The sequence below is a fragment of the Acinetobacter gyllenbergii CIP 110306 = MTCC 11365 genome (assembly GCF_000413855.1).
Taxonomy (GTDB): domain Bacteria; phylum Pseudomonadota; class Gammaproteobacteria; order Pseudomonadales; family Moraxellaceae; genus Acinetobacter; species Acinetobacter gyllenbergii.
Genome location: NZ_ATGG01000027.1, coordinates 88,267 through 112,494, shown reverse-complemented (window position 1 = coordinate 112,494; position 24,228 = coordinate 88,267). Strand labels below are relative to the sequence as shown.

Annotated in this window: 19 protein-coding genes and 1 pseudogene; 9 read left to right on the top strand and 11 right to left on the bottom strand. The window is 42.0% G+C overall.

Features of this window, described 5'->3' with window-relative positions:
• The first annotated feature begins 87 nt into the window (after positions 1 to 87).
• Entirely contained in the window at positions 88 to 909 is an 822-nt protein-coding gene (locus F957_RS04340; protein ID WP_004655616.1) for a hypothetical protein, read from the top strand.
• 9 nt (positions 910 to 918) lie between these two features.
• On the top strand, positions 919 to 1,836 hold the full coding sequence (locus F957_RS04345) for a mechanosensitive ion channel family protein (protein ID WP_016542089.1): 918 nt from the start codon (positions 919 to 921) through the stop codon (positions 1,834 to 1,836).
• Here F957_RS04345 and F957_RS04350 read toward each other — a convergent pair.
• Positions 1,833 to 4,685, bottom strand: a complete 2,853-nt coding sequence (locus tag F957_RS04350) for a DUF2339 domain-containing protein (protein WP_016542088.1) — start codon at positions 4,683 to 4,685, stop codon at positions 1,833 to 1,835. The genes F957_RS04345 and F957_RS04350 overlap by 4 nt on opposite strands.
• Before the next feature lie 188 nt (positions 4,686 to 4,873).
• On the opposite strand from F957_RS04350, the gene polA reads away from it, so the two are divergent.
• Positions 4,874 to 7,639, top strand: a complete 2,766-nt coding sequence (polA, locus tag F957_RS04355) for a DNA polymerase I (protein WP_016542087.1) — start codon at positions 4,874 to 4,876, stop codon at positions 7,637 to 7,639.
• Positions 7,640 to 7,782: 143 nt separating this feature from the next.
• Complete coding sequence (locus F957_RS04360) at positions 7,783 to 8,913, top strand: acyltransferase family protein (RefSeq protein WP_016542086.1); 1,131 nt, start codon at positions 7,783 to 7,785, stop codon at positions 8,911 to 8,913.
• Positions 8,914 to 8,956: 43 nt separating this feature from the next.
• Here F957_RS04360 and F957_RS04365 read toward each other — a convergent pair whose 3' ends face one another.
• The 5 genes from F957_RS04365 to ppx are packed head-to-tail and all read right to left on the bottom strand — an operon-like array spanning position 8,957 to position 14,092.
• Positions 8,957 to 9,526, bottom strand: a complete 570-nt coding sequence (locus F957_RS04365) for a YggT family protein (protein WP_016542085.1) — start codon at positions 9,524 to 9,526, stop codon at positions 8,957 to 8,959.
• Positions 9,527 to 9,542: 16 nt separating this feature from the next.
• The gene (proC, locus tag F957_RS04370) at positions 9,543 to 10,382 is read right to left on the bottom strand and encodes a pyrroline-5-carboxylate reductase (protein ID WP_016542084.1); all 840 of its coding nucleotides are present in this window, start codon (positions 10,380 to 10,382) and stop codon (positions 9,543 to 9,545) included.
• Between the two features lie 3 nt (positions 10,383 to 10,385).
• Positions 10,386 to 11,657 (bottom strand): tRNA lysidine(34) synthetase TilS, encoded by a 1,272-nt coding sequence (gene tilS, locus F957_RS04375; protein ID WP_016542083.1) that lies wholly within the window; start codon positions 11,655 to 11,657, stop codon positions 10,386 to 10,388.
• A gap of 56 nt (positions 11,658 to 11,713) precedes the next feature.
• Complete coding sequence (locus F957_RS04380) at positions 11,714 to 12,538, bottom strand: acetyl-CoA carboxylase carboxyltransferase subunit alpha (RefSeq protein WP_004655633.1); 825 nt, start codon at positions 12,536 to 12,538, stop codon at positions 11,714 to 11,716.
• Between the two features lie 33 nt (positions 12,539 to 12,571).
• On the bottom strand, positions 12,572 to 14,092 hold the full coding sequence (ppx, locus tag F957_RS04385; RefSeq protein WP_016542082.1) for an exopolyphosphatase: 1,521 nt from the start codon (positions 14,090 to 14,092) through the stop codon (positions 12,572 to 12,574).
• 273 nt (positions 14,093 to 14,365) lie between these two features.
• Between ppx and trxA the strand changes: the two genes are divergently transcribed.
• From trxA to F957_RS04400, 3 genes are all read left to right on the top strand, one after another.
• Positions 14,366 to 14,692, top strand: a complete 327-nt coding sequence (gene trxA / locus F957_RS04390) for a thioredoxin (RefSeq protein ID WP_004655637.1) — start codon at positions 14,366 to 14,368, stop codon at positions 14,690 to 14,692.
• 328 nt (positions 14,693 to 15,020) lie between these two features.
• A complete protein-coding gene (gene rho / locus F957_RS04395; RefSeq protein ID WP_004655640.1) occupies positions 15,021 to 16,289 on the top strand; it encodes a transcription termination factor Rho in 1,269 nt (422 codons plus the stop codon).
• A gap of 389 nt (positions 16,290 to 16,678) precedes the next feature.
• Positions 16,679 to 16,924, top strand: a complete 246-nt coding sequence (locus F957_RS04400) for a hypothetical protein (RefSeq protein ID WP_016542081.1) — start codon at positions 16,679 to 16,681, stop codon at positions 16,922 to 16,924.
• Between the two features lie 99 nt (positions 16,925 to 17,023).
• On the opposite strand, the gene F957_RS04405 is transcribed toward F957_RS04400, so the two are convergent.
• Genes F957_RS04405 through pheS form a run of 3 tightly spaced genes read right to left on the bottom strand, consistent with a single transcriptional unit; the run spans position 17,024 to position 20,712 of the window.
• A complete protein-coding gene (locus F957_RS04405; protein WP_000126166.1) occupies positions 17,024 to 17,320 on the bottom strand; it encodes an integration host factor subunit alpha in 297 nt (98 codons plus the stop codon).
• Complete coding sequence (pheT, locus tag F957_RS04410; protein WP_016542080.1) at positions 17,317 to 19,698, bottom strand: phenylalanine--tRNA ligase subunit beta; 2,382 nt, start codon at positions 19,696 to 19,698, stop codon at positions 17,317 to 17,319. The genes F957_RS04405 and pheT overlap by 4 nt, the downstream gene beginning before the upstream one ends.
• Before the next feature lie 33 nt (positions 19,699 to 19,731).
• A complete protein-coding gene (gene pheS / locus F957_RS04415; protein ID WP_005239606.1) occupies positions 19,732 to 20,712 on the bottom strand; it encodes a phenylalanine--tRNA ligase subunit alpha in 981 nt (326 codons plus the stop codon).
• A gap of 546 nt (positions 20,713 to 21,258) precedes the next feature.
• On the opposite strand from pheS, the gene F957_RS04420 reads away from it, so the two are divergent.
• On the top strand, positions 21,259 to 22,260 hold the full coding sequence (locus F957_RS04420; RefSeq protein WP_016542079.1) for a hypothetical protein: 1,002 nt from the start codon (positions 21,259 to 21,261) through the stop codon (positions 22,258 to 22,260).
• A 60-nt stretch (positions 22,261 to 22,320) separates the two neighbouring features.
• On the opposite strand, the gene F957_RS04425 is transcribed toward F957_RS04420, so the two are convergent.
• Both F957_RS04425 and F957_RS04430 read right to left on the bottom strand, forming a co-directional pair.
• Positions 22,321 to 22,518: a hypothetical protein gene (locus F957_RS04425; protein ID WP_004655648.1), complete on the bottom strand. Its 198-nt coding sequence runs from the start codon at positions 22,516 to 22,518 to the stop codon at positions 22,321 to 22,323.
• A gap of 105 nt (positions 22,519 to 22,623) precedes the next feature.
• Positions 22,624 to 23,000, bottom strand: a pseudogene (locus F957_RS04430) (hypothetical protein).
• Positions 23,001 to 23,052: 52 nt separating this feature from the next.
• Between F957_RS04430 and F957_RS04435 the strand changes: the two are divergent.
• Positions 23,053 to 24,222 carry a hypothetical protein gene (locus tag F957_RS04435; RefSeq protein ID WP_016542077.1) on the top strand — a complete coding sequence of 390 codons (1,170 nt, stop codon included), beginning with the start codon at positions 23,053 to 23,055 and terminating at the stop codon, positions 24,220 to 24,222.
• Positions 24,223 to 24,228 lie beyond the last annotated feature (6 nt).

Sequence of the window (24,228 nt, the reverse complement as noted above, 5' to 3'; positions counted from 1 at the left end):
AATAATGATAAAAGAAAGCAGTGAGTGTACTCTAAGCAGATTACAGCGTGAAGTCTGTTTAGCATACTCACACAGGAATTTTGCATCTTGTCTCAAAATAATCAATATGAAGCGCCACATTCCAATACTTTGAAATGGTGGGGCGAACAACAATTTGAAATCCAGCAAACCAAAGCTTGGCAATTCGGTTCATTACTGTTTCGTCTGACACGCGGAATTAAAGAGTGGCGTTTGGAATATCATCGCCCACAATCTCAGCACGACTACGAGCAGCAATGGAAAATCCTGAACGATACTGAGTTTGCCATGCCGCCCCCAGCAAAAATTGAACGCTATATGTTTCATAAGACCAATAGTAGCTTTCATTTGATGCCTCGTTTGGCTGATCGTTCGGTGGTGATTCGACCAGTTGATCCAATTTATATTCCTGCGGGTCAACGCGGCACCTTATATATCAGTACGCCATTATGGATTGCAGGGATGGTGGATGGGCTCTCTGAACCTTTATTTGATATCCCTGTGATTCAACCCAAGGACACATGGTTTGGTAAAGATCCGCAGAATGGCGAGATTTGCTATGCTACTTCTGTCGATGGCCGTATTGATTTGAATCTACTTAAACCACGTGCTTTCCGAGCAGTGACACCGATTGAATTCCACAATACTAGTCATCACCAGTTACGCTTTGACCGGATGAATGTGCCCGTCCCTGCACTGCCTTTATTTTATAGTGAGAGTACAGGTCGCTTATGGACCTCACAAATCAAAGTCTATTACGAAGGTACCGATCATCCCGCACGTATCCGAATTGAAAACAAAACGCCAAGCCCTGCGGGTGAAGTGATTTATGTGCATCCACCCCGCGCCCCAGGGAGCACCTTATTTAATATGTTCGATTCATTCTTTTAAGGGGTTGCCATGCCAAATTCAAATATTCCCAAAGATGTTGCTGGCAGCCTAACAAGTGTGTTCACCAACATTAACTTTGAGCGACTTAGTGAAATCGTGGTCGCGATTATTTTATGTTTCATCGGCTTCCTGATTGCACGTTTGGTTTCAAATGCCTTTATCCGCACGGTAGGCAGTCGCTTTAATGCCCACCAACGCCTGTTATGGCGTCGAGGTATTTTTTACTTCATCTTCTTGCTGTTCATTATGACCAGCCTTAGAGAAGCAGGCTTTAAGCTCAGTGTATTTTTAGGTGCAGCTGGGATCTTAACGGTTGCCTTGGGTTTTGCCTCGCAAACCTCTGCCAGTAACTTGATCAGTGGCTTATTTTTAATTGGTGAAGGCTCTTTTGAAGTCGGTGATACCATTCAAATCACTTTAATTCGAGGTCAGACCATCGAAGGTGAAGTGATTTCAATTGATTTACTTTCGGTTAAATTGCTCACACTCGATAATGTCTATATTCGTTTACCGAATGAACAATTGATCCGAACCCCTGTGATGAACTTATCCAAATACCCGATACGGCGTATTCCAATCACCTTGGCGATTAACTTCCATGAAGACATTATTAAAGTGCGACATGTACTGTTAGAAGTGGCAGCCAAATACCCGCTGGTGATGGACGATCCCAAAGCCACCGTCACAGTGACGGCTTTTAGAGAATCCTCCATTGAGCTGTTATTTGCCGTATGGTGTCGTCAAGAAAACTCACTCAAAGTCCGCGATGAAATGCAGGAACGCATTCGTAATGGCTTTCTGGAAAATCAGATCGAAATTCCCGTACCGAAAATGGGTCTGATTGATCGACCCCTCCCTTTAGAGAATGATGAAGTCGATCAATATGCCAATCAAAAAGAACTTAAAAAAGAACAGAAAGAGAGTTAACTTTCTTTCTTGGTTTCACTTAATGCAGGTGGCAATGGCGCTAGATAAGCAATCACCAACATGACCGCACCAGAACCAATAAATGAAATCACACGGGTTAAGGTGCCGCTTTGCGATAAATCTAATAACAACAGTTTCGCTACCACAATGCCTAACAAAGCTGCACCGACAAACCAGATTTGTCGGATGTGGCGGCGACTGGAAAAGGTCATCAGGATAAAGGCCAAGATCACCCAGAGCAGTGTCAAACTAAGTTGCACATCACCATTCGACCAAATTGCTGCGCTCCAGAATGGTGTTCCCAAATAATGGTGCATGGCTCGCACCACCACGCTACTCAACACCAACAAGCCAATGAGAATCGTGGTGACTTTAAAGCCCCATTCCATCGAACGCTCTGTACTAAAGTCATGCTGATAAATCACCCAGATCAGACCTGCAAACACCAGTAAAGACAGTAAGTCAGTGAAGTTAAGTAAAGGTAAGTAATAATATTGCTCAGCTGAATGCAGATCTAGACTGACTAAGACAAGCCACAATAAACTAAGACACCAAACAGGAGATTGCTGTAACAGCTGAGTATTTTTAGTAGCAAATAAAAAGATTGCAAAAAATACTGGAATTATGGCAAAACCAATCAATGGCATAATTGGGAAAAAAGCCAAACCTATAATCGCTAAATTGAGCCAAAAAATCGTTGCCCAAATCCCAAATCTACGCTGATCGACATCAATAACAATAGAAGCCAAAATAATCGTTGCCACAGAAAACTTTGCTTGCTGTAAACCTGTTGGCCAATGTAATTGCTGATAAATATTTACGGCGAAACTTTCAACATAAGCCAACGCAACCAGTGCACCAACAAATAATAGCTGCAAAGCACCCCATTGGGTTCGTGCATAACGCTTTACTACAAGACTAAAAACTGCAAGTAATCCACTTGCAATCATTAGATAAGGGCTCAAACCATGCCCTTGCCAATGTCGAAATTCAACCCCTGCAATCGCGCCTGAATATAGGCCAAGTACCAGAAATACACCACTCAGCATGCGTGCACTGAAATACTTCTCGACTTCTTGGTAATGTAATAAGTAAAAGGCCGAAATAAATTGAGCAAGTGCAAAAATCGCGGTACTTAAAATTGGGAAATGATCATTTGACCAAACTTGGAACAGTAATGCCACTGAGCTTAATAACACCAATGCCACACCAACATAACGGCTTAAACGATATCGTTCAGTCACGCCCCAGACAATCAGTGCCGTTCCCTGAATTACCCAGCCTGTTGAAGTCCAATGTGCCCCTTTGGCCAGTGGGAAAATCAAGGCAACGAAGACCACAGCCAGAATAAAGAAACTTTTTGCCAAGATTGATAATTGTGGATGCTGGCGTTTAATCCAGATATTTAAACTGATATAGACAATCGCAAGTGCAACCGCACCCCAAGTGAGGGCTTGCGTCGAGTTATGCATTAAATAAGCATGTAGCGAAAAGCCCAATACAGGCACACTAAAAATCAGACCAACATCTAAAATCGGTTGTAAACGTTCAGGGGGCTGAGCTGTTTGTTGCTGCGTATTTTGAGCACGTAACATCAGTTGGCTATAACGAATACTGAGCCAAATAAATAACGCCATATGTAACCAGAGAATGATATCCAAAGTATCAAACTGCGTGGTCTTGGCATAAATCCCAATTGTTGCCCCACCAATAAACATAGTGGCAAAGAACGCAATCTGATGCAGGATTTTCCAAGGTTGAATAAAGTTCAACGCTGCCACGGCCAAGTTAATGACAAAATAATAGCCAAACAAGAAAATCACATCAGGATGATTTTGTGGAATCACCAAGGGCGCTAGATAGGCCATGGTTAAAGCCAACATCGCTAAATATAAGGCTTGTTGCTTTAAACTCAGATAGACTGTCGCCGATAATAAAATCACAAATAAAACACTGGCCGTAGCTAAGCTGGCAATGACAGCGAAGTGGTGTGAGAAAATCAAGGTTAAGAAGATCACCGCTAGCCCTACACCTTGTAGAGCGACTGCAAATAATTGATTTTTCTTTTGCAGCAAATAGCCAGCAGCAGTAGTGACGACACCTGCAACTGCTATAAAACTCAGTTTCACGCCGAGGCTGAGTTGCCAATGTTCACTGGCAAAACGTAACAACAACACCACGCCAACCATAAGGACTGCAACGGCAACTCGGAGAATTGGATTACCGTGTATCATCCAGTCCAGTGCAGGTTGCCACCAAGCTGGATGTTTTGGCTCAGAAGGATGGGCAGCAGAGCTACAGTTCTGAAGTATTGGACTTTGAACTGATTCAGGTTGAGCCTGCATCCAAGCAGATTGTTGTTCAAAGTGAGAAGTGTTTGAAGCTGTTGTTTCAACTAATTCAACAGATTCATCAGTACTTGGAGCCTGTTGTTGAGTTTGAGTTGAAATATCAAGGCGTGCTGATTGGGTTGCATATTGCTCTAAATGCAGCAATCGGGTTTGAAAAGTACTAATGGTTTGAACCAAACACAAAAGCAATACCAATAACGCCCCACCCGCAAGCCACATCCATGTATTGGCATAGGCAAATAGCGCGATGAGTGCCGCACTGTATATCACAATTTTTTGTAGACCAATGCCTGCTGTCTGCACAAAATCGCTCGGTGCGGTCTGTTCAAGCTGAGACAAACGTTGATGTATTTCTGACAGAACGTGCACAATAACAACGGTCAATCCAATGCCAGCAGCAACAATTGTGCCTTGCCACTTCAATGCAATTGCAGCCGCAAGCAACACGGTCAAGCCAATTAAAACAACAATGAGTCCCTGTTTGTCTTTTTTATACATAGACTTATATCAATTATGACAGCTTCATTGCGGCTATCTTACTTGATCACTAGATAGGCAGGTATTGTTACATACAAAATACTGCAAATTTTAAACCACACAAGCAGCCGCTCTGCGTCCAGTTCAGATAAGACAGCCACCACTTTTTCACGTAAAATACCGAGTAATTTATAATTAGGATTTGCGCAATGCCACCTTTTGTCTTGGTTGACGGGTCTTATTTTTTATTTCGTGCTTTTCACGCCTTACCTCCATTAACCACGTCGACTGGCTTACATACCAATGCCATTCGGGGTGCAATCTCAGCAATTCAAAAACTGATGCGTCGTACCCAACCGACACATATGGCTGTGATTTTTGATACACCAGAGCCGACCTTTCGTCATAAATTATCGCCAATCTATAAAGGTGATCGCCCAAGCATGCCTGAGGAATTGTCACAACAAATTCCTTATCTGCACGCCTTGATCAAAGCACAAGGGATTCCCTTGTATTTTCTTGCGGGTGCAGAAGCGGATGACATTATTGGGACTTTAACCAAACGTGCTTTGGCTGAAGGTCATCATGTCCTCATCTCGACAGGTGACAAGGACATGGCGCAGTTGGTCAATGAACATGTCAAACTCGAAGACAGTTTTAAAGAACGTGTTTTAGATGAAGCTGGCGTTTTTGAAAAATTTGGAGTCCATCCACATCAAATCATTGATTATCTGACCCTCATGGGCGATGCGTCTGACGGTATTATGGGTGTTCCTGGCGTTGGTGCAAAAACAGCGGCAAAGCTGTTGAATGAATACGGCACACTCAACAATATCATTGCCAATGCTGATCAGCTCAAAGGTAAACTCAGCCAGAATATTAAAGATAATGTAGACAATATCAAAGTTGACCATCAATTGGCCAGTATTGTCTGTGATCTCGATCTTGCTTTGGATTGGCATGACCTGAAACTATCCAACCCAAATGTAGATCAGTTACGTGATCTCTATACCGAATTAGAATTTCGTAACCAATTACAATCATTAGACCATCCAAATAATCCGAATAGTTCTGCTTATCAACAAACCTCTCAAAGTATTGCCAAAGCGGAACAAAAAGCGGAACCTGTGGTTACCGAAGATCATGCCAATCTGTCTAGCCAAGATGATCAACTCGGTGAAGCTACCTATCATACCGTCCTGAATCAACAAGATTGGGATGTTTTATTGCAACGTATGCAGCAGGCCGATCATTTTGCGATTGACACAGAAACCACCAATCTGGATTATCGTTTTGCTGAACTGGTCGGTTTCTCGGTGGCGTTTGATGCCAAAGATGCTTATTACGTTCCTGTTGCCCACGATTATGAAGGTGCACCTGAACAGCTCAATCGCGAACAGATTCTTGCTCAAATCAAACCGATTCTTGAGAATGAGCAAGTCCGGAAAATTGGTCATCATCTTAAATACGATGCACATATCTTTGCCAATCACGGTATTACCCTTCAAGGTTGGTATTTTGATACCATGCTGGCTTCATATGTATTGAATGCTGCGGCAACGCGACATGGTATGGATGACGTTGCTCGGCTTTATCTCAGCCATTTGACCACGACCTTTGAACAAATCGCAGGTAAAGGGGCCAAACAAAAAACCTTTAATCAGATTGAGCTTGAAGTCGCAGCGCATTATGCCGCTGAAGATGCACATGTCACTTATCGTTTGTATGAAGTACTCGCAGCAAAACTGAAAGCCCATCCAGAACTGGTCAATATTCTACATAATATTGAAATGCCTGTCGCACGTGTCCTTACGGGCATGGAAGAAGATGGCATTAAGTTAGATCACGCTTTCCTTGATCAACTCAGTGTTGAATTCTCTAAAACCATACAGAGCCTTGAAGCTCAAGCAGCCGAATTGGCAGGTGAAGCCTTTAATGTCGCTTCACCCAAACAGGTCGGCGAGGTGCTGTTTGAAAAGCTCGGACTCAAAGGGGGCAAGAAAACTGCGACTGGCCAATACAGCACCAGTGAAAGTATTTTAGAAAAAATCGAACATCCATTGGCGGAAGTGATTCTTGAACATCGCAGCTTGGCAAAACTGAAAAATACCTATACCGATCGTTTGATTGAACAATCGCATGATACAACGCATCGTGTACATACCAGCTACCATCAGGCCTTAACTGCAACTGGACGTTTGTCTTCCACTGATCCAAACTTACAAAACATTCCAATCCGCACCCCAATTGGTCGTCAAATTCGTAAAGCCTTCATTGCACCTGAGGGTCGTGTGCTATTGGCTGCCGATTATTCACAAATCGAACTACGTTTGATGGCACATTTCTCTCAAGATGATGCGTTAGTGCACGCCTTCCAGCAAGGTCAGGATGTACATCGTCGTACCGCTGCTGAAGTACTTGGAATTGCCATTGAAGATGTCACCAATGATCAACGCCGCCAAGCCAAAGCGGTGAACTTTGGTCTACTCTATGGCATGTCTGAATTCGGTCTCACCCGTCAGCTCGGCTTTAGCCGTGAAGAATCGCGTAGCTATATCGCACGTTACTTCCAGCGTTATCCGGGTGTATTGGATTATATGGAGCGCACGCGCCAAATTGCACGCGAACAAGGTTTTGTGGAAACCATTTTAGGTCGTCGTTTATATACACCCGACATTATGGCCAGCAATAAAATGATCAAACAAGCGGCTGAACGTGCGGCCATCAATGCGCCACTACAAGGCAGCGCGGCGGATATCATTAAGTTGGCCATGATCGCAGTCGATAAAATGCTACCTAAAGATCAAGCCAAGCTCTTGCTACAGGTGCACGATGAATTGGTATTCGAGGCTGATGCCGCAATCGCAGATGAACTTTCAAAACAAATTGCTGAAGTGATGCAATCTGTATTAGAGATTTCAGTGCCATTTGTGGTTGAAGTTGGACAAGGTCTAAACTGGGACGCTGCCCACTAAGCACTTACGACCGCTCAATAAAAGTTTCTTGCAGACAGGGGGCAAAACTCCCCCTGCGCTACAAGAACGCACATAATAAAGAATATTCGATCAATAAAGAATCCTTGATAAAAATTAATCTTTATAGGAGAAGGGAATGCACAATGTCCTTTAATCAAGTTCAATTTAATCGCCATCACTCAATTGATTCACTGCGTTTTATTTCAATCTGCTTGGTGTTACTGCACCACTTTAATATCCCCTATAAACTGTTTGACACCTCAATTAACTTCCAAATTTTGGGTGAAAATATCACCACACTATTCGCTCGAAATGGCAACTATGGGGTCACCATGTTCTTTGTGATTTCTGGCTACTTAATCACTTCACACACCATCAAGCGCTGGGGTGCACTCAATCAAATCAATACGCGGGATTTTTATATTTCAAGATTTGCTCGCATCATGCCGACCTTGATTTTGCTGATCTGTCTGGTGAACTTGTTAGGGGCATTTGAGCTGAAACCCTTTATGACCCAAGCCCCAAACGGCATTATGGTGGCGCAATCAACGGTCAACTTGGCAGCACTAACCTTTTGGATGAACATCCTGATTATTGAAAATGGTTGGGTCAACTATGCACTTGGGGTGCTCTGGTCGTTATCAGTTGAAGAAGTGTTTTATCTTCTTTTTCCGCTGACAGCACTGCTATTTAAGAAAAAAAACTACTTTCTATTTGCCTGTGTTGCCCTGATTATATTTGCACCGTATTTTAGATATTTACATTATGCTGAAGAAAGTGGTGCCTACCTCTATCATTACTTCTCTAGTTTTGACGGGATTGCTTTTGGCTGTATTGCGGCACTGATCGCACCGCAGCTGAAATTCCAAGCCAAAACTTGGTTAGCACTGAAATATATCGCCATTGCGACCATGTTCATCATTTACTTTTCAGCACCGATTAAACAAAACTGTGTTTGGGGCATTAGTCTATTTGCACTTGCAACCGCCACTCTGATTCTAGCAAACATTGCCAATGAACACGCCATCACGCAGACACAACGTTTCAAGTGGTTACAGGAGATTGGCAAAAATAGTTATGAAATTTATTTATTCCATCTGATTATTTTAGGTACTTTTAAGCTGTTTTATACGCCTGCATTGACTGAGGGCAACATTAAGCTGGTTTTATTGTTGATTTATTTTTTGCTTGCGATTGGGCTAGGTGCTTTCATTGCACGCTATTTCTCCAATCCGTTAAATCGAGCAATTCGACAGCGCTGGATCAAGAAATAAAAAAATGGGCCTTATGCCCATTTTTTTATTGAATCAGATTTGCTTAAAGACCAGTTAAAAGCACTTTAGCCGCTTCATTCATCAGAATCTCAGCCACGTACAAAGCCAAGAACGCCAAGATTGGAGACAGGTCAATCATCCCCATGTTCGGCAATAAGCGACGGAATGGTGCAAGCAATGGTTCAGCCAATTCTTGAATCACTTCGATATAAGGTGAACGTGTCTGAGTAAACATCACCACCCAACTCAGGATAATGGTGGCAAAAATCAAATAACGACAGAAACGAATCAAGTCCTGAATCATAGTCACAAAGGTGGTGATCACCAGATACACCGCACTATGCGGCATCTGTCCAGACAAATACATCAGACCGAACATTTTCAGCAGATAGAGCACCATCAACAACGCAACCGCCGCTAAATTGACACGGCCCTTACCCACTGTTGGGAAAATACGGCTAAAAACATCTACAATCTTGGTGGCTTTCACGGTTGAAAGCACCACAGGATTGTATGGACTCACTGCCGCCAATTGCATTAAAAAACGGAAAAAGACCAATAAAATTGCAACATTGATCAAAACACCAAAAATTAGCGCAGAACTTGCACCCATAATTGTCTTATCCTACTTAAACCGATTTAGTCTTGTCACTCAACTCTTGTGCTAGCTCTTGGCTACGCTTCTGAGCTGCTGCAAGCGCTGCTTGAATATTTTGTGAAATCTGCGCACGATCAAACACTTCTAAAGCTGCTTGGGTTGTACCATTTGGAGAGGTCACATTTTTACGTAATTCTGCGGGAGAATTCGAGCTGGTAATCGCCATTTGGGCTGCACCTAACGCGGTTTGCAGCGTTAATGCAGTCGCGACTTTCTCATCTAAGCCCAAGTTTTTACCTGCACGGATCATACTTTCCATTAAATAGAAGAAATATGCAGGGCCCGAACCAGAGACTGCTGTGACCGCATCAATTTGAGCTTCCGTTTCAACCCAAATGGTTAAACCAGTTGCCGCTAAAATTTGACTGGTTAACTCGCGATCTTGAGCATTCACAGCATCAGATGCATAAATACCATGCGCACCTGTTTGTACCAATGCAGGCGTGTTCGGCATGACACGAACAATACGTTGACTACCACCAATTAAATCAGAAATGGTCTGAATTTCAGCACCCGCAATGATTGAAATGACCAGTTTATCTGACAATAGCCCTTTTAATGGTTGTAATACCGTTGCCAATACCTGTGGTTTTACCGCCAATACAACAACATCCGCATTTTTAATCGCTTCCACATTGTCTGTTGTGGTTTGAATGCTTTTTTCTTCTAAGATGTGACGAATTTGTTCTACAGGATCAGAAACCGTAATGCGGGTTGTGGGTAAACCACGAGACAGCAGTCCACCAATCAAGGCTTGCGCCATGTTACCGCCGCCAATAAAACAAATATTTTGATTCAATGTTGTCGCCATGTCCTACTCATCATGTGAAAAAGACTGCTGAAAAAAGTCATTACAGTCAGAAATTAAACTTGGTTGCCAACCGCCCTGCTCTAAATAATCAGATTGCGCCAACCAAAAACCCTTTGGGCTAAAAACCCCAAGCATAACATTATCTACAACTAATATTTGAATTGTATGACGTAACCAAGGCAAAATCTGCGCCTCTTGAATGGCTTTTTTCAATGGCCAATGACCAACACGTCCATATAGGTGAATTTTTTCACCCCCCTGTCGCAAAATAAGCGTCAACTCTCGATCCAACAATTGAGCTGAAAGCCCCATCGCTTGAGATTCAATCTTAAATTTCCCTGCTGCAAGCGCAAATGATTGCCACATTTGATAACGCTGTGTCTGTACTGGCAAAACAGGGGATCGTTTTTCTGCATAGAACTCATCATAGCTTAAACGATATAACGTCTTCTGATAGCGAACGAAATAATGTTGATTGAAATGCACAGTTGCTTGCGCATCAGGTTTTGCCAGAATTACTTCGTGTTGTAAGCGTTGCACCATGTCGAAACTGGGACGATATTGATCATTTCCTTTCATCCAAGCAGACAACAACTGACGTTGTCGAGCAGCCGAAAGTTGTGCCAATTCGATCAAATCGAGCTGATGATCGGTGGCACATTGTTGCCAATCTACTTGCAACACCTGATCCAGTATTTCAGCTGCATCTTGCATCAAATAACTGCTGCGTGTGACAGCCGCCTGCATTTTAGGAAAACGTTGTTGCAACATCGGCCAGAGCTGTTCTCGACACCATGCCCGATCATAATGGGTATCGTGATTACTTGGATCCGTCACATAGTCAAAACCAAGCTGCACGGTCCATTGCTCAATCTGATCACGACTGAGTTCCAGAAACGGTCGCCAAATGGTTATCTCTTGACGAACATCAAGCTGCTGCATAGCCGCAAGTCCATTGACCCCAGCCCCCGAGAATAACCGTAATAACAATGTTTCAGCTTGATCTTGCTGATGATGGGCTAACACCAAAATCTCATTGGATTTTAAATGCTGCCGATATGCTTGATAACGGGCATCACGCGCCTGTTGTTCTAAGTTTCCTGCCTCGACCGAGACTTTTTGGAGAATACAAGGAATATTGAGTACATCAGCATGCTGTTGAACCAGCCGCCCCCATTCATCACTCCTGCTTTGCAGTTGATGATCGATATAAATCGCACGGGTTCGGCTTGGAAAAAGTTCAGACATCAGATACAGCAACAGCATGGAATCCATGCCGCCGCTACACCCAATCAGGAATTGAGCTTGTTCAGAAAAATGCTGAGTTTGTGCTAAGACGCGATGCCTAAATTGCTGCTGCCAAACTTCATTAAACGTTGATAACGTGCATCGCATCGTTCTTGTGCATCCATCGGTTGCAATTCTTCTAGGGCTTGTTTTAACACATCTTTCAAATCATGCATGACTTTTTCAGGTTGCGTATGTGCCCCCTCACCTTCATCCACAACATATTCGACAATACCTAAAGCCTTAAGTTTGTCTGCGGTTAAAGCCAGCGCCTCACTCGCCTGAGCCGCTTTATCTGCAGTCTTCCACAAAATAGATGCACAGCCTTCAGGTGAAATCACCGAGTAAATACTATGTGACAGCATAATCACACGGTCAGCAACACCAATACCCAAAGCACCACCCGAACCACCTTCACCTAAAATGGTCGCAATCACCGGCACTTTCAAGCTTGAAAGTTGTGCCAAACTGGTCGCAATGGCTTCTGCCTGGCCACGTTCTTCTGCACCTACGCCTGGGTATGCACCCATAGTATCGACAAAAGTAAACACAGGTAAATTAAAACGCTCTGCCATATCAAGCAAACGTTGTGATTTACGATAACCTTCTGGGTTACACATCCCAAAGTTATGCTGTAACTTTTCACGGGTGCTACGGCCACGATGCTGGCCTACAACCATCACCGGTTGTCCATCAAAACGTGCCAAACCACCAATCATGGCACCGTCATCACCAAATAAACGGTCGCCATGAAGGGCATCAAATTCAGTAAAGATTTCACTGACATAATCTAGAAATTGCGGACGTTCAGGATGTCGTGCAATTTGAACCGTAGCCCAAGCCTTGGACTGAGTCGCTTTATTTTTCATAAGTCGTAGATAATCCCTAACGAGGATGTATTGTTAATCAACAAATTTGTCTGACTGAATATTTAACTCAATGTCCCAATGTTTAAATTGCACTTGCTCATCATGCAAATCTGCAACCAATAAAGGCCATTGTTTAGCATCACCAGAAACGCTGAGTTGCCATTGTTGATCATTTACAACACTTAGTTCAATGGCAGGAAGCATCTGATCACTACGACTATGGTTCAGCAAAACAGCAAGACGCAGTAATAGGCAAAGATAGAGTAAATGACTGCCTCCGACCTTTAAAACGTCATTTTTTGCATCTGCGCGTAACTTACGACGATGATGTGAAACCAAATGCGAAAGATGATTTTGATCAATTTGTGAGAAGCCCGGAATATCCGAATGTTGCAATAAATATGCGCCATGGCGATGGTAACCACCGTGGCTGATCGCCAAACCAATTTCATGCAAATAAGCTGCACGACGCAGTAAGTCACTGTCTTCAGTCGTTAAATTCAATGCATTTGCAACGCCGTCGAATAACTCTTGTGCTGTATTGACCACACGTTCAGCTTGTTTTGGATCAGCGTTATAACGCCCCATTAACGCTTGCACACTACGGTCACGAATATCTTCATGTTTAAAACGACCAAGCAAGTCATACATCACGCCTTCGCGTAATGCACCGTCAGAATATGCCAATTTATCGATATCTAAAACTTCAAAAATGGCATATAGAATCGCAAGACCGGCTGGCAAAACTGCTCGACGGTCTTCACGTAGACCATCAAAATCAATTTCAGAAATATGCTTAAATTTGAGCAAGCGCTCTTTTAATTTATATAAACCGTCACGGGTTAGGTTTTCTTGCTCATCACTTAAACCCAGATTCACTGCGATCTGACGACAGGCTTTAATTGTTCCACTCGAACCAACCACGGTATCCCAACCGACAGATTTATAAGTATTGGCAATGGCGGACATTTCTTTACGCGCTGCAACCACCGCTTTATCAAAGGCTTTACTGGTAATTTCACCATCTGGGAAATAGGTTTTACTATAGGCAACACAGCCCATTTGTAAGGATTCAGTATGTAGCGGTTCAAATTCCTCACCAATGATAAACTCGGTTGACCCCCCACCGATATCCACCACCAAGCGTCGACCGCCATTGGCCATGGTATGTGAAACACCGAGATAAATTAGACGTGCTTCTTCACGACCTGCAATAATTTCAATGGGTTTTGGTAAAATTTCGGCTGCTTTTTGGATAAATTCGTGACCATTCTTTGCTTGTCTTAACGCATTGGTTGCCACGATACGTAAACGATTCGGTTGCACTGAGCTCAAACGCCCAACAAAACGGGCTAAACATGCCAGTCCACGCTGCTGTGCAGCTTCAGTTAAATTCTTATTTTCATCAAGCCCAGCTGCTAACTGTACTTTTTCTGACATTGAAGCAACTTTCTTAACTTCACCGTGATCAACACGAGCGATTGCCAGATGGAAACTGTTCGATCCCATATCAATCGCAGCAAGTAATTCTTCATCAATCAGAAAATCAGACATTATTCATATAAACCCATGCTCAATTCACGCATTAGAGTAATTCACATGCTTACAATTTTAAAGTCATTTTAAGCAATAAAAGTCGCGTATTTTCGCTTTTCGTGCATAAATGATTGTAGAAGTCGATGATCAACATCGTGAGCATCCATTAGACTTTTCATTTTCAAACTTGAATAATCAGAACAAACCCTTACATTGAATAAAGTAGCAATGTAATATTCATCGTGATGATGATCAAATTCGCACTTTATTTCTTAAAATTGGAGCAACCTCATGTCTGCGACTATTGTTAATACAACTGATACAAACTTCCAAGCAGATGTTTTAGATGCTGAAACTCCTGTACTTGTTGATTTCTGGGCTGGCTGGTGTGCACCATGTAAAGCAATTGCACCTGTGCTTGAAGATTTATCCAATGAATATGCAGGTAAAGTAAAAATCGTTAAAGTTGACGTGACTGCATGTGAAGATACCGCTGTTAAATACAACATCCGTAATATTCCAGCATTATTGATGTTTAAAAATGGTGAAGTTGTTGCTCAACAAGTTGGCGCAGCACCACGTTCAAAGCTTGCCGCTTTCATTGACCAAAACATCTAATCCAATTGTTTAGAGTCAATAGAAGAAATACGCGATTCATTGAATCGCGTATTTCTTCGTAAAAATTGACAATTTGCTTGATTTCCTCTATATTTCTGGATCAAGAAGCTTTGAATGGAATCTACTTCATTGCGCTTCTTACAAGACACAAAACATAAGATCGCCGCTCGGCAATAAACAATTGTTTTCACATTTCTCTCTGAAACAATGAACCAGACTACTGAATCGTGGTTGTGTAAATACAATTACCTCAGCATGTATGTATGCGGTCGATTTTTATTCTTTCCCTAACGTAGTCCTCCACTTATTCCATTCTGTCTGACCACTTATGAACTTAACTGAACTCAAGAAAAAACCCATTGGCGAACTCATTAAAATTGCGGAGTTTATGGGCCTTGAAGGCATGGCACGTAACCGTAAACAAGATATTATTTTTGCCATTTTAAAACGCCATGCCATGAACGGCGAAGAAATCTTTGGTGATGGCGTTCTCGAAATTCTTTCTGATGGTTTTGGCTTCCTACGCTCTGCGGCTGGTTCATATTTAGCGGGACCAGATGACATCTATGTCAGCCCATCGCAAATTCGCCGTTTTAACTTACGTACCGGTGATACCATTACAGGTACGATTCGCCCACCAAAAGAAGGTGAACGTTATTTTGCTTTATTAAAAGTAAACCAAATTAACTACGATACACCTGAAAATTCACGTAATAAAATCTTATTTGAAAACCTCACACCTTTATTCCCGACTGAACAACTGGTCATGGAACTCGGTAATGGGACCACTGAAGATTTAACCTCTCGTGTTGTCGACTTAATTGCGCCAATCGGTAAAGGTCAACGTTCTATTATTGTTGCACCGCCAAAAGCGGGTAAAACAATGTTATTGCAAACCATTGCGCAGTCGATTGTTCGTAATAACCCTGAAGTATTCTTAATTGTGCTTTTAATTGACGAACGTCCTGAAGAAGTCACCGAAATGGAGCGTACTGTTCGTGGTGAAGTGATTGCATCTACATTTGATGAAGCACCTGCCCGTCACGTTCAAGTTGCTGAAATGGTCATTGAAAAAGCGAAACGTCTGGTTGAACACAAGAAGGATGTTGTGATTCTGCTTGACTCGATTACCCGTCTTGCACGCGCCTACAACACTGTCATCCCTTCATCAGGTAAGGTGTTAACAGGTGGTGTCGATGCACATGCTTTAGAACGTCCAAAACGTTTCTTTGGTGCTGCACGTAATATTGAAGAAGGTGGCTCACTCAGCATCATCTCAACAGCCTTGATTGAAACAGGCAGTAAGATGGATGATGTGATCTACGAAGAATTTAAAGGTACAGGTAACCAAGAGATTACCCTTGACCGTCGTATCGCAGAGAAACGCGTGTTCCCTGCTATGAACATCAAGAAATCAGGTACGCGCCGTGAAGAACGCCTCATGAGTGAAGAAAATCTACGTAAAGTTTGGATTTTACGTAAACTACTTCACCCAATGGACGAACTTGCAGCGATGGAATTCTTATTGGATCGGATGAAAGAAACCAAAACCAATGATGACTTCTTTGATCAAATGAAACGAAAAGCATCAACTTAAGCCTCAGTCAAAAAAGCTACCTTAATGGTAGCTTTTTTTATTTGGTTGACATGCTTACACAACATTTACATTTTTTAAAAAATTTCACTAAAAATACTATTTTATTGATTTATCTATATATTTACAAAATAACTCATTTTATTTCCGCAACTTACCGATTTAAATTTTATTATCCATAGTTATTTTCTATCAAAAAACAGCCAAATTCTGCCCATTTTTGTCGTTTTGTTGGACAGAACAGTAGTAATTCATGAATTGCTTTGATAGGATAGCTACAGACCAGTTAGGCTGCTCCCTGCGTTGTTACCTAAAGCGTTTAGGAATAATAAAAGCACAAACAGACTAACTCTAGGTTTTTTTTAATCTCACAATTTTATGAGAGTGATGCCATGTTATTCAAAAAATTCGCTGTTGCTGCTGCTATTGCTACTACTTTAGCTTTCGTTGGTTGTACTAAGAAAGAAGAAGCGCCAGCTACTGACGCTACTGCTGCTGCTTCTGAAGCTGTAGCTGCTGCTTCTGAAGCTACTACTGCTGCTGCTTCTGACGTTGTTGCTGCTGCTTCTGACGTTGCTGCTGCTGCTTCTGACGTTGCTGCTGCTGCTTCTGACGTTGCTGCTTCTGCTGCACAATAATCTAGTTTCTAGATTAGAAAAAAAAGAGAACCTTTCGGTTCTCTTTTTTTATGCCTATCGTTTACTCAAACCAAGAAGTTTAGGCATAAAAAAAGCAGATCAATCGATCTGCTCATTTCCAACACGCTGTCTAAATTTCTGACCCGCTCGGAACGTCACCACACGACGAGCAGAGATTGGAATCTCCTCACCCGTTTTTGGATTACGTCCTGGACGTTCACGTTTATCACGCAACTCAAAATTACCGAAGCCCGAAAGTTTGACTTGTTCACCCGCAATTAATGCTTGGCTGATTTCGTCAAAAAATAGCTCGACCATTTGTTTTGCTTCACGGCGATTTAAGCTAGTAAGCTCACTTAAATGGTCCGCCATATCTGCTTTTGTTAATGCTGTCATGAGGCCCTCAATGTCGCTTGGTAAGTGTCTTCCAACACTTGAATAATGTTATCCATACCAGATTTAATTTCAGCATCTTCAAGCGTACGAGTTGGATGTTGCCAGAGCACTGCAAAAGCTAAAGAGCGTTTGCCTTGTTCAACTCCTTGCCCCGTATACACATCGAACAACCATGCTGAGTCGAGTAACTCACCACCAGTTTGCTCAATTAACCGCTGAATATCTCTTACCTCAATATTATCAGAGATTAAAAGCGCAATATCACGTCTAACCGATGGAAAACGTGATAATTCTGTAAAATTAGATACATAAGATTGCAAAACTGCCTGCTGATCCAGTTCAGCCACCCAAGTTATACCCAAATCGAGTTCATTTTCCAAAGAAGGATGTAAGCGACCGAGATAACCAATCGACTGTCCATTCACTAAAATCTCAGCCGACTGACCTGGATGTAACCAAGCACGTTGCGTACAAACAAACTCAGCACCGATACGTCCCGCCGCCAAAATTTCTTCAACCTCACCTTTAAAATCAAAGAAATCCATTGCCTGCGGCTTCGCATGCCAAGACTCTGGCGTCCGCGAACCAACAGCGATTAATGCCAAGGTTGGAATCTGTTTTAGATCATGAATGCTTTGAGCATTCTGATAATCAAAACGTAAGCCTAACTCAAAGAAACGAACACGCTGCTGTTGACGGTTCAAATTGTACTGAACACAAGGAATCAAGCTTGATAACAAGGTGCTACGCATCGCCGCCAAATCACTTGAAATCGGATTGGCAAGCATGAGCGGCTGTACATTTGGATTCAATTGTTTTTCAAGTTTAGCATCGGCAAAGCTAAAACTAATTGCTTCTTGGTAGCCTAAAGTCACCGCAGTTTGACGTAATTGTGCAACTTCAAAACGATCTTGGTATTGCTCTAATTTCACATCAATTTTTGGCAAACTGATTTGGATATTGTCATAACCATGAATACGAGCAACTTCTTCAATCAGGTCTTGATAAATTGCCATATCATAGCGATGTGATGGTGGAACGATGCTCCACTCACCTTGTGCTTTGCTTTCCACCACACAGCCCAAACGTGTTAAGGCATCAGCAATAAAATCACCAGCAACTTGATAGCCCAACAGTTGGTCTACTTGTGCTTGTTTTAATGCAATCGCTTCACGCTTTGGCAATAAAGCAACTTGCTCAGCAACCGTAATTGGACCAAACTCACCACCAGCAAAGGCTTGAATCAGCTCTGAAGCACGATGCATGGCGATCATTGGCAATTCAAAGTCTACGCCACGTTCATAGCGCTGTGATGAGTCGGTATGTAAACCGAAACGACGAGCACGTCCTGCAATGGCTAAAGGTGCAAAGAATGCGCTTTCAAGAAAAATATCTTGAGTCTCATCAGTTACCGATGAATCCAACCCACCCATGATCCCTGCAATCGCCAATAGTTTTTGATCATCGGCGATCACCATCATGTCATCTTGCAATTCAACGTCTTGATCATTCAACAGCGTCAGTTTTTCTTGTGGCTGCGCTTGACGGACTTGAATCGAACCTTCGATTTTTGCCAAATCAAAGGCATGCATCGGTTGACCGAGTTCAAGTAACACATAGTTGGTAATATCCACCAAAATACTATGCGTACGAATACCTGAACGTGATAACGCTTGTTCCATCCATTCCGGTGTCGGCGCTTTCACATTGACATTTTTAACAATACGACCTAAATAACGAGGGGTACCTTCTGTACTGATGTTAACCGCTTTCTCATCAGCAATGCTTGCTGTAATAGCCTGAATCTTCGGCTCATTCACTTCAAGCTGGTTAATGACTGCAATTTCACGGGCAATACCACGAATACTAAAACAGTCACCACGGTTTGGCGTGATACTAATGTCAATCACATTGTCATCAAGTTTTAAATATTCACGAATATTCATTCCCACTGGCGCATCAGCAGGCAACTCTAACAAACCATCAATTTTGTCTTCTAAATCAATTTCAGAAGCACCACAGAGCATACCTTGTGACTCAACACCACGGAGTTTGCCTTTTTTAATTTTGAAATCACCAGGCAATACCGCACCAATCGTCGCAACAGGGGCTTTCATACCCACGCGAACATTGGGCGCACCGCATACGATCTGTAAGGGTTCACCAGAACCGATATTAATCGTAGTGACACGTAAACGATCTGCATCGGGATGTTGTTCAACGGTTAGAACCTCACCCACCACCACGCCTGTAAATGGTTTTGCTACAGGCGCTAACTCATCGACTTCTAAACCCAACATGGTCAATTGATCAGACAATGTATCGCTATCAATCGCTGGATTTACCCAGCTGCGTAACCAATTTTCACTAATTTTCATGTGTATAAACCTTCTTTAATCCTGAAAAACTGTTTAGGCAAACTGGCGTAAGAAACGCACATCATTTTGGTAGAACATACGCAAATCATTGATGCCATAACGCAACATTGCAAAACGCTCTACCCCTAGACCAAAGGCAAAGCCTTTGTATTTATCAGGATCAATTCCTGCAGCACGCAATACATTTGGATGCACCATGCCGCAGCCTAACACTTCTAACCAACGACCACGTTCATCCATGATATCCACTTCTGCGCTTGGCTCTGTGAATGGGAAGTAAGATGGACGGAAACGTACTTTTAAATCTTTTTCAAAGAATTCATTGAGTAAGTTAATCAATAAACCCTTTAACTCAGCAAAACTGGTATTTTCAGCAACGTACAGACCTTCGATCTGATGGAACATTGGCGAATGGGTTTGATCCGAGTCACAACGATAAACACGACCTGGACACACGATACGAATTGGCGGTTGACTGGTTTCCATGGTCCGAATTTGCACGCCTGAAGTATGTGTACGTAGCAAATGGGTTGCGTCAAAGTAGAAAGTGTCATGCATCGCACGGGCTGGGTGATGTCCAGGAATGTTTAAGGCTTCAAAGTTGTGATAGTCATCTTCAACTTCTGGACCGTGTGCGACTTGGAAACCAGCTTTAGTAAAGAATTGGCAAATACGCTCTTGTACTTGAGTAACAGGATGAATACTTCCCATGCGCTGACCGCGACCTGGTAAAGTAATATCAATAGTTTCACTTGCTAATTTTTTTGCAAGTTCAGCTTGTTGTAATGTCTGTTGACGCTCAGTCAAAGCTGTATTGATTGCTTCACGCACAGCGTGAATCGCAGCACCTTGTACTTTTCGCTCTTCAGGATCCATTTTTCCAAGTGCTTTCGACTGCTCTGCAAGCTGGCTTTTCTTCCCTGTAAATTGCACACGAACTTGATCGAGTGCGGCAAGGTCTTGAGCCGCTGCAATGGCAGCAAGCGCTTCAGTGGTCAGGGCTTCCAGTGACATAGTAACTCTCAAAGCAACAAAATATAGAAATATAATAAAACGCTATAGTTTATCAGCTTTTTACCTATTTTATGAAGCTAAACCGCTGTTTAAATAGCGTACTTTTTAAAGCTTAAATTTAAAGACAAATAACTAGATTTCCGCATCAATCCTTTAAATTTTCGTAAAAAAAGATCAATAATTGAATAAAATGTATAAGATACTAGGGTCTATTGACATTTCAACCATGCATTGCGTTATCGGCTAAAACGACATAAACAAGGCATGAAACGCAGACAATGGCAAATCCCTTGTCAAGTTTCATAACACAGTTTAGGGAGGTTTTAGCCATAACCTGAGCAAGATCAAAGTACTGCTTTGATCGCAGCGCAAGGACAGATGCGTTATCTTACGCAGCTACGGCGTTATGTCTTATTTATTTAGAATGGCTAAATTACATAAGACATGCCTTGTAGCATCAAAAAAATGTCCACTGTCGCAATGAGAGCTATAGCTCGTAAAGTGAAATATCAATAAACCCTAATTCGTCAATGAGAAAGAATAACGATGGCGCTTGATCAAATCTGGAAACAACAGCTTACACTTGTGACTTATGGCAATGAGTTTCTTGCAGGTGAACTCCATTTTAGCCACTGGATTGAACATCCGATTTTCAATCAAAATCGACTGCTTTTTAGGGACTTACTGTCTCAACACCTGTTGGCACAACATTTCCAGATTTGGCTTGAAGGCTTAAAAAAACAAGGGGTAAAAAAACTCAGCCTACATTTATCCAGCGTACTCAATGATGAACAGAATCCCAATGCCAATGTGGAATTGCTTCCCTTTGCGCATTTTATGGTGAGCCACCAAGGCAATAAAAAAACCGCGTGGATTTGTGGGCAAGAACTGGCTGAATGGGATAACAGTGATCAAGCCTTTGGTATACCGACATCTCAACAAACAACACTCCGCCAAGAAGTGTTTTGGCGTTACGAGTTGAATGATAAATTCGCGAAAAAAATTGATGCTGACTTACAGAAGGTGAATTGGAATCAGGTGGCTATTTTCTTGGAGAAAGAGTTGTTTGACAGCAAATATGCAGAACATTTCTCAGAACCAGAACAACAAGACCTTCCTTTCTATGGCTATGAGTTGGACTCAATCAGTCCACCAAACCAGCCACTCGCCTTGATTCCAACCGATTATCCTGCAGATTGTGCACATCGCCTGTTACATCGTACTCAAGCTTTGGCTGATTATTTACAACAACAAAGACTACATCCTTATACAATGACGGGTGAATTGCTCAGCCCTGAAGAACAAATCAATTTGCGAAACTTCTCCCAGAAGACCGATGATTTATTTGCCAAGCTGATTGTGAAAACAGCAAATCATTATCAAACGGCCCAGTTGACAGCTGAAGAACCTGAAATCATTGACCGAACGATGGAAATCCCGCATCAACTGGATAAAACCCAACAGCATAAGGTTGGTACATCAGGGGTCATTAAACTGATTATTTTGACTGTGATTATCTGTCTACTTGCTTATTATTTTGGTCTATAACAACAGACAGCATGCATAAAAAAACCTAGATCATGCCATCTAGGTTTTTATTTTATCGTTTTAGAAAGTCGGTCGAATTCTGATAATCACTTTATGCCCACCATCATGCTGATTGACAATGTGATGCACATTTTCAATTTCCCCTTCAACTTCAGCATCTGGGCCATAAAAAATTCGGATGGTTTCACCCTTTCTCGGCACAATACTCAGTTCTGTTTCAAATGCACCTTGTTGTAACCCTTCTACGCTCACTAACATATTTTGATCCTGATGCTGTTTTCTTTACTGTAAAAAGATTTCAGGCCAAAAGTCTAATCGAACATGTTTGGGTTATGTAATCATTAAATAAATCAATAAATTGTCTTACTCATCATAATCCAAATCATCTGCATCCATATTGATAAAATTAGGTTCAGGCGTTTGTTCAAATTGCACGGCGAGAATATCTACTTGTTGAAGTAAACAGGCTTTAGCGACACGATGCATCCCATCCATCACACGCCCTTGCGCACATAAAATAATTGGATAGCTCAGATCAGCATCTTGAATCAGTTGAACGTGCTCAATGATTTGTTGTGTTGTTGGAGATTGCTCTGAAAACCAATAGGCTTCGCTTAACTCTTGAATATCAGCCAGTAACACCTTCTTAGGCATCAAGTTTTGGTTAATTCAAGTAAATGATGAACATCCCAGATATATAGATCTTGTCCAATATTGCGAAAATGGTATTGTTTTCTCATCACTTTCCGATCACTCTATCTTCAATTCAAAATGATTATAATAGGAAGAAGAGTGTATCTCCATTTACCCAGAATTTACCGTCAAATCGCATTAGTCAGTTATGGAAATGAATTTTTAACTGGCGGCGTAGATTCCGAGCTTTTAGACCGCCATCCTTTACTCTTCACCCACTTTCCTATTTTACGAAATATTGAGCAAGGTAATTTACTGGCAGGCTCTGCTTCGCATTTTTTAACGTGTTTGAAATCACAAGGCCTAGAAAAAATCAGTTTACATTCGGCATCCGATCTCTCAAATTATTTGAGTGAATCAAAACTTTTTAATTTTACCCAAAGTGATGGTGACTTTTGCCTTGTCTGCCATTTTCCTCAACAACAGTTCAAAGCACTGGTCCATTGTGAAGAAAAATCACTTTGGCAAAGCTATGATAACGATGGATACCCATTATACTCAGACTACAACAACTACCATGACAGCGTTGAAAACTATGTGTTAATCGATCTTCCTGTCGCAGCCATTGCCAGTATTGCTGAAGATTTAAAACCTATTTCCTGGCAAAGCTTTTTCAATGAATATCAAGAACAAATCTATGATTTTGCAGTGGCTCGACGCTTTGGAAGTTACCCTGTTCCGTTGACTGATAATAATTGCTATGAAGGCGATATGTATCAAATAGAAGAACAGTTCCCAGTATTGCCCTATAATCTGAAAAAGAATTATGCCAGTATTTTAATGCTCAATGCTGCTCGCTTAAAAAGTCGCTTTGACAATGAATCTCATATCAAAAATGACAATGGCGATTACTGGCACATGTCTGAAACAGAAAAACTAGAATTTGAAAAAGCACGTAATACACTCGAAGAATTCCACGTACTTATCCTAAAATATACGGCCAACCAATATCAGAACTCAAATATCAGTCATCAGCATGAACAGCACACTGCCTTTAAATTTTCTCCAAAACCTTTAGATCCTATCGACTTTTCAACCACCCCTCCCGCATTAGCAGAGCATGAAACCACTTCATCCGTTGAACCCCAACCCCGTCTTCATTGGTCAGGAATCATAAAATTTCTATGGTCTATGCTATGGTGTTATTGTGCTTTATGGACCTTAGCTTATTTCGCAGTTGTTTGGGGCAATCTGTTTATACTGATTCTTGCTTTTATCTATGCCATATATAGAGTACTTAAAAAATTAGCCGATGAAAAAGACCACTAAAAAAGC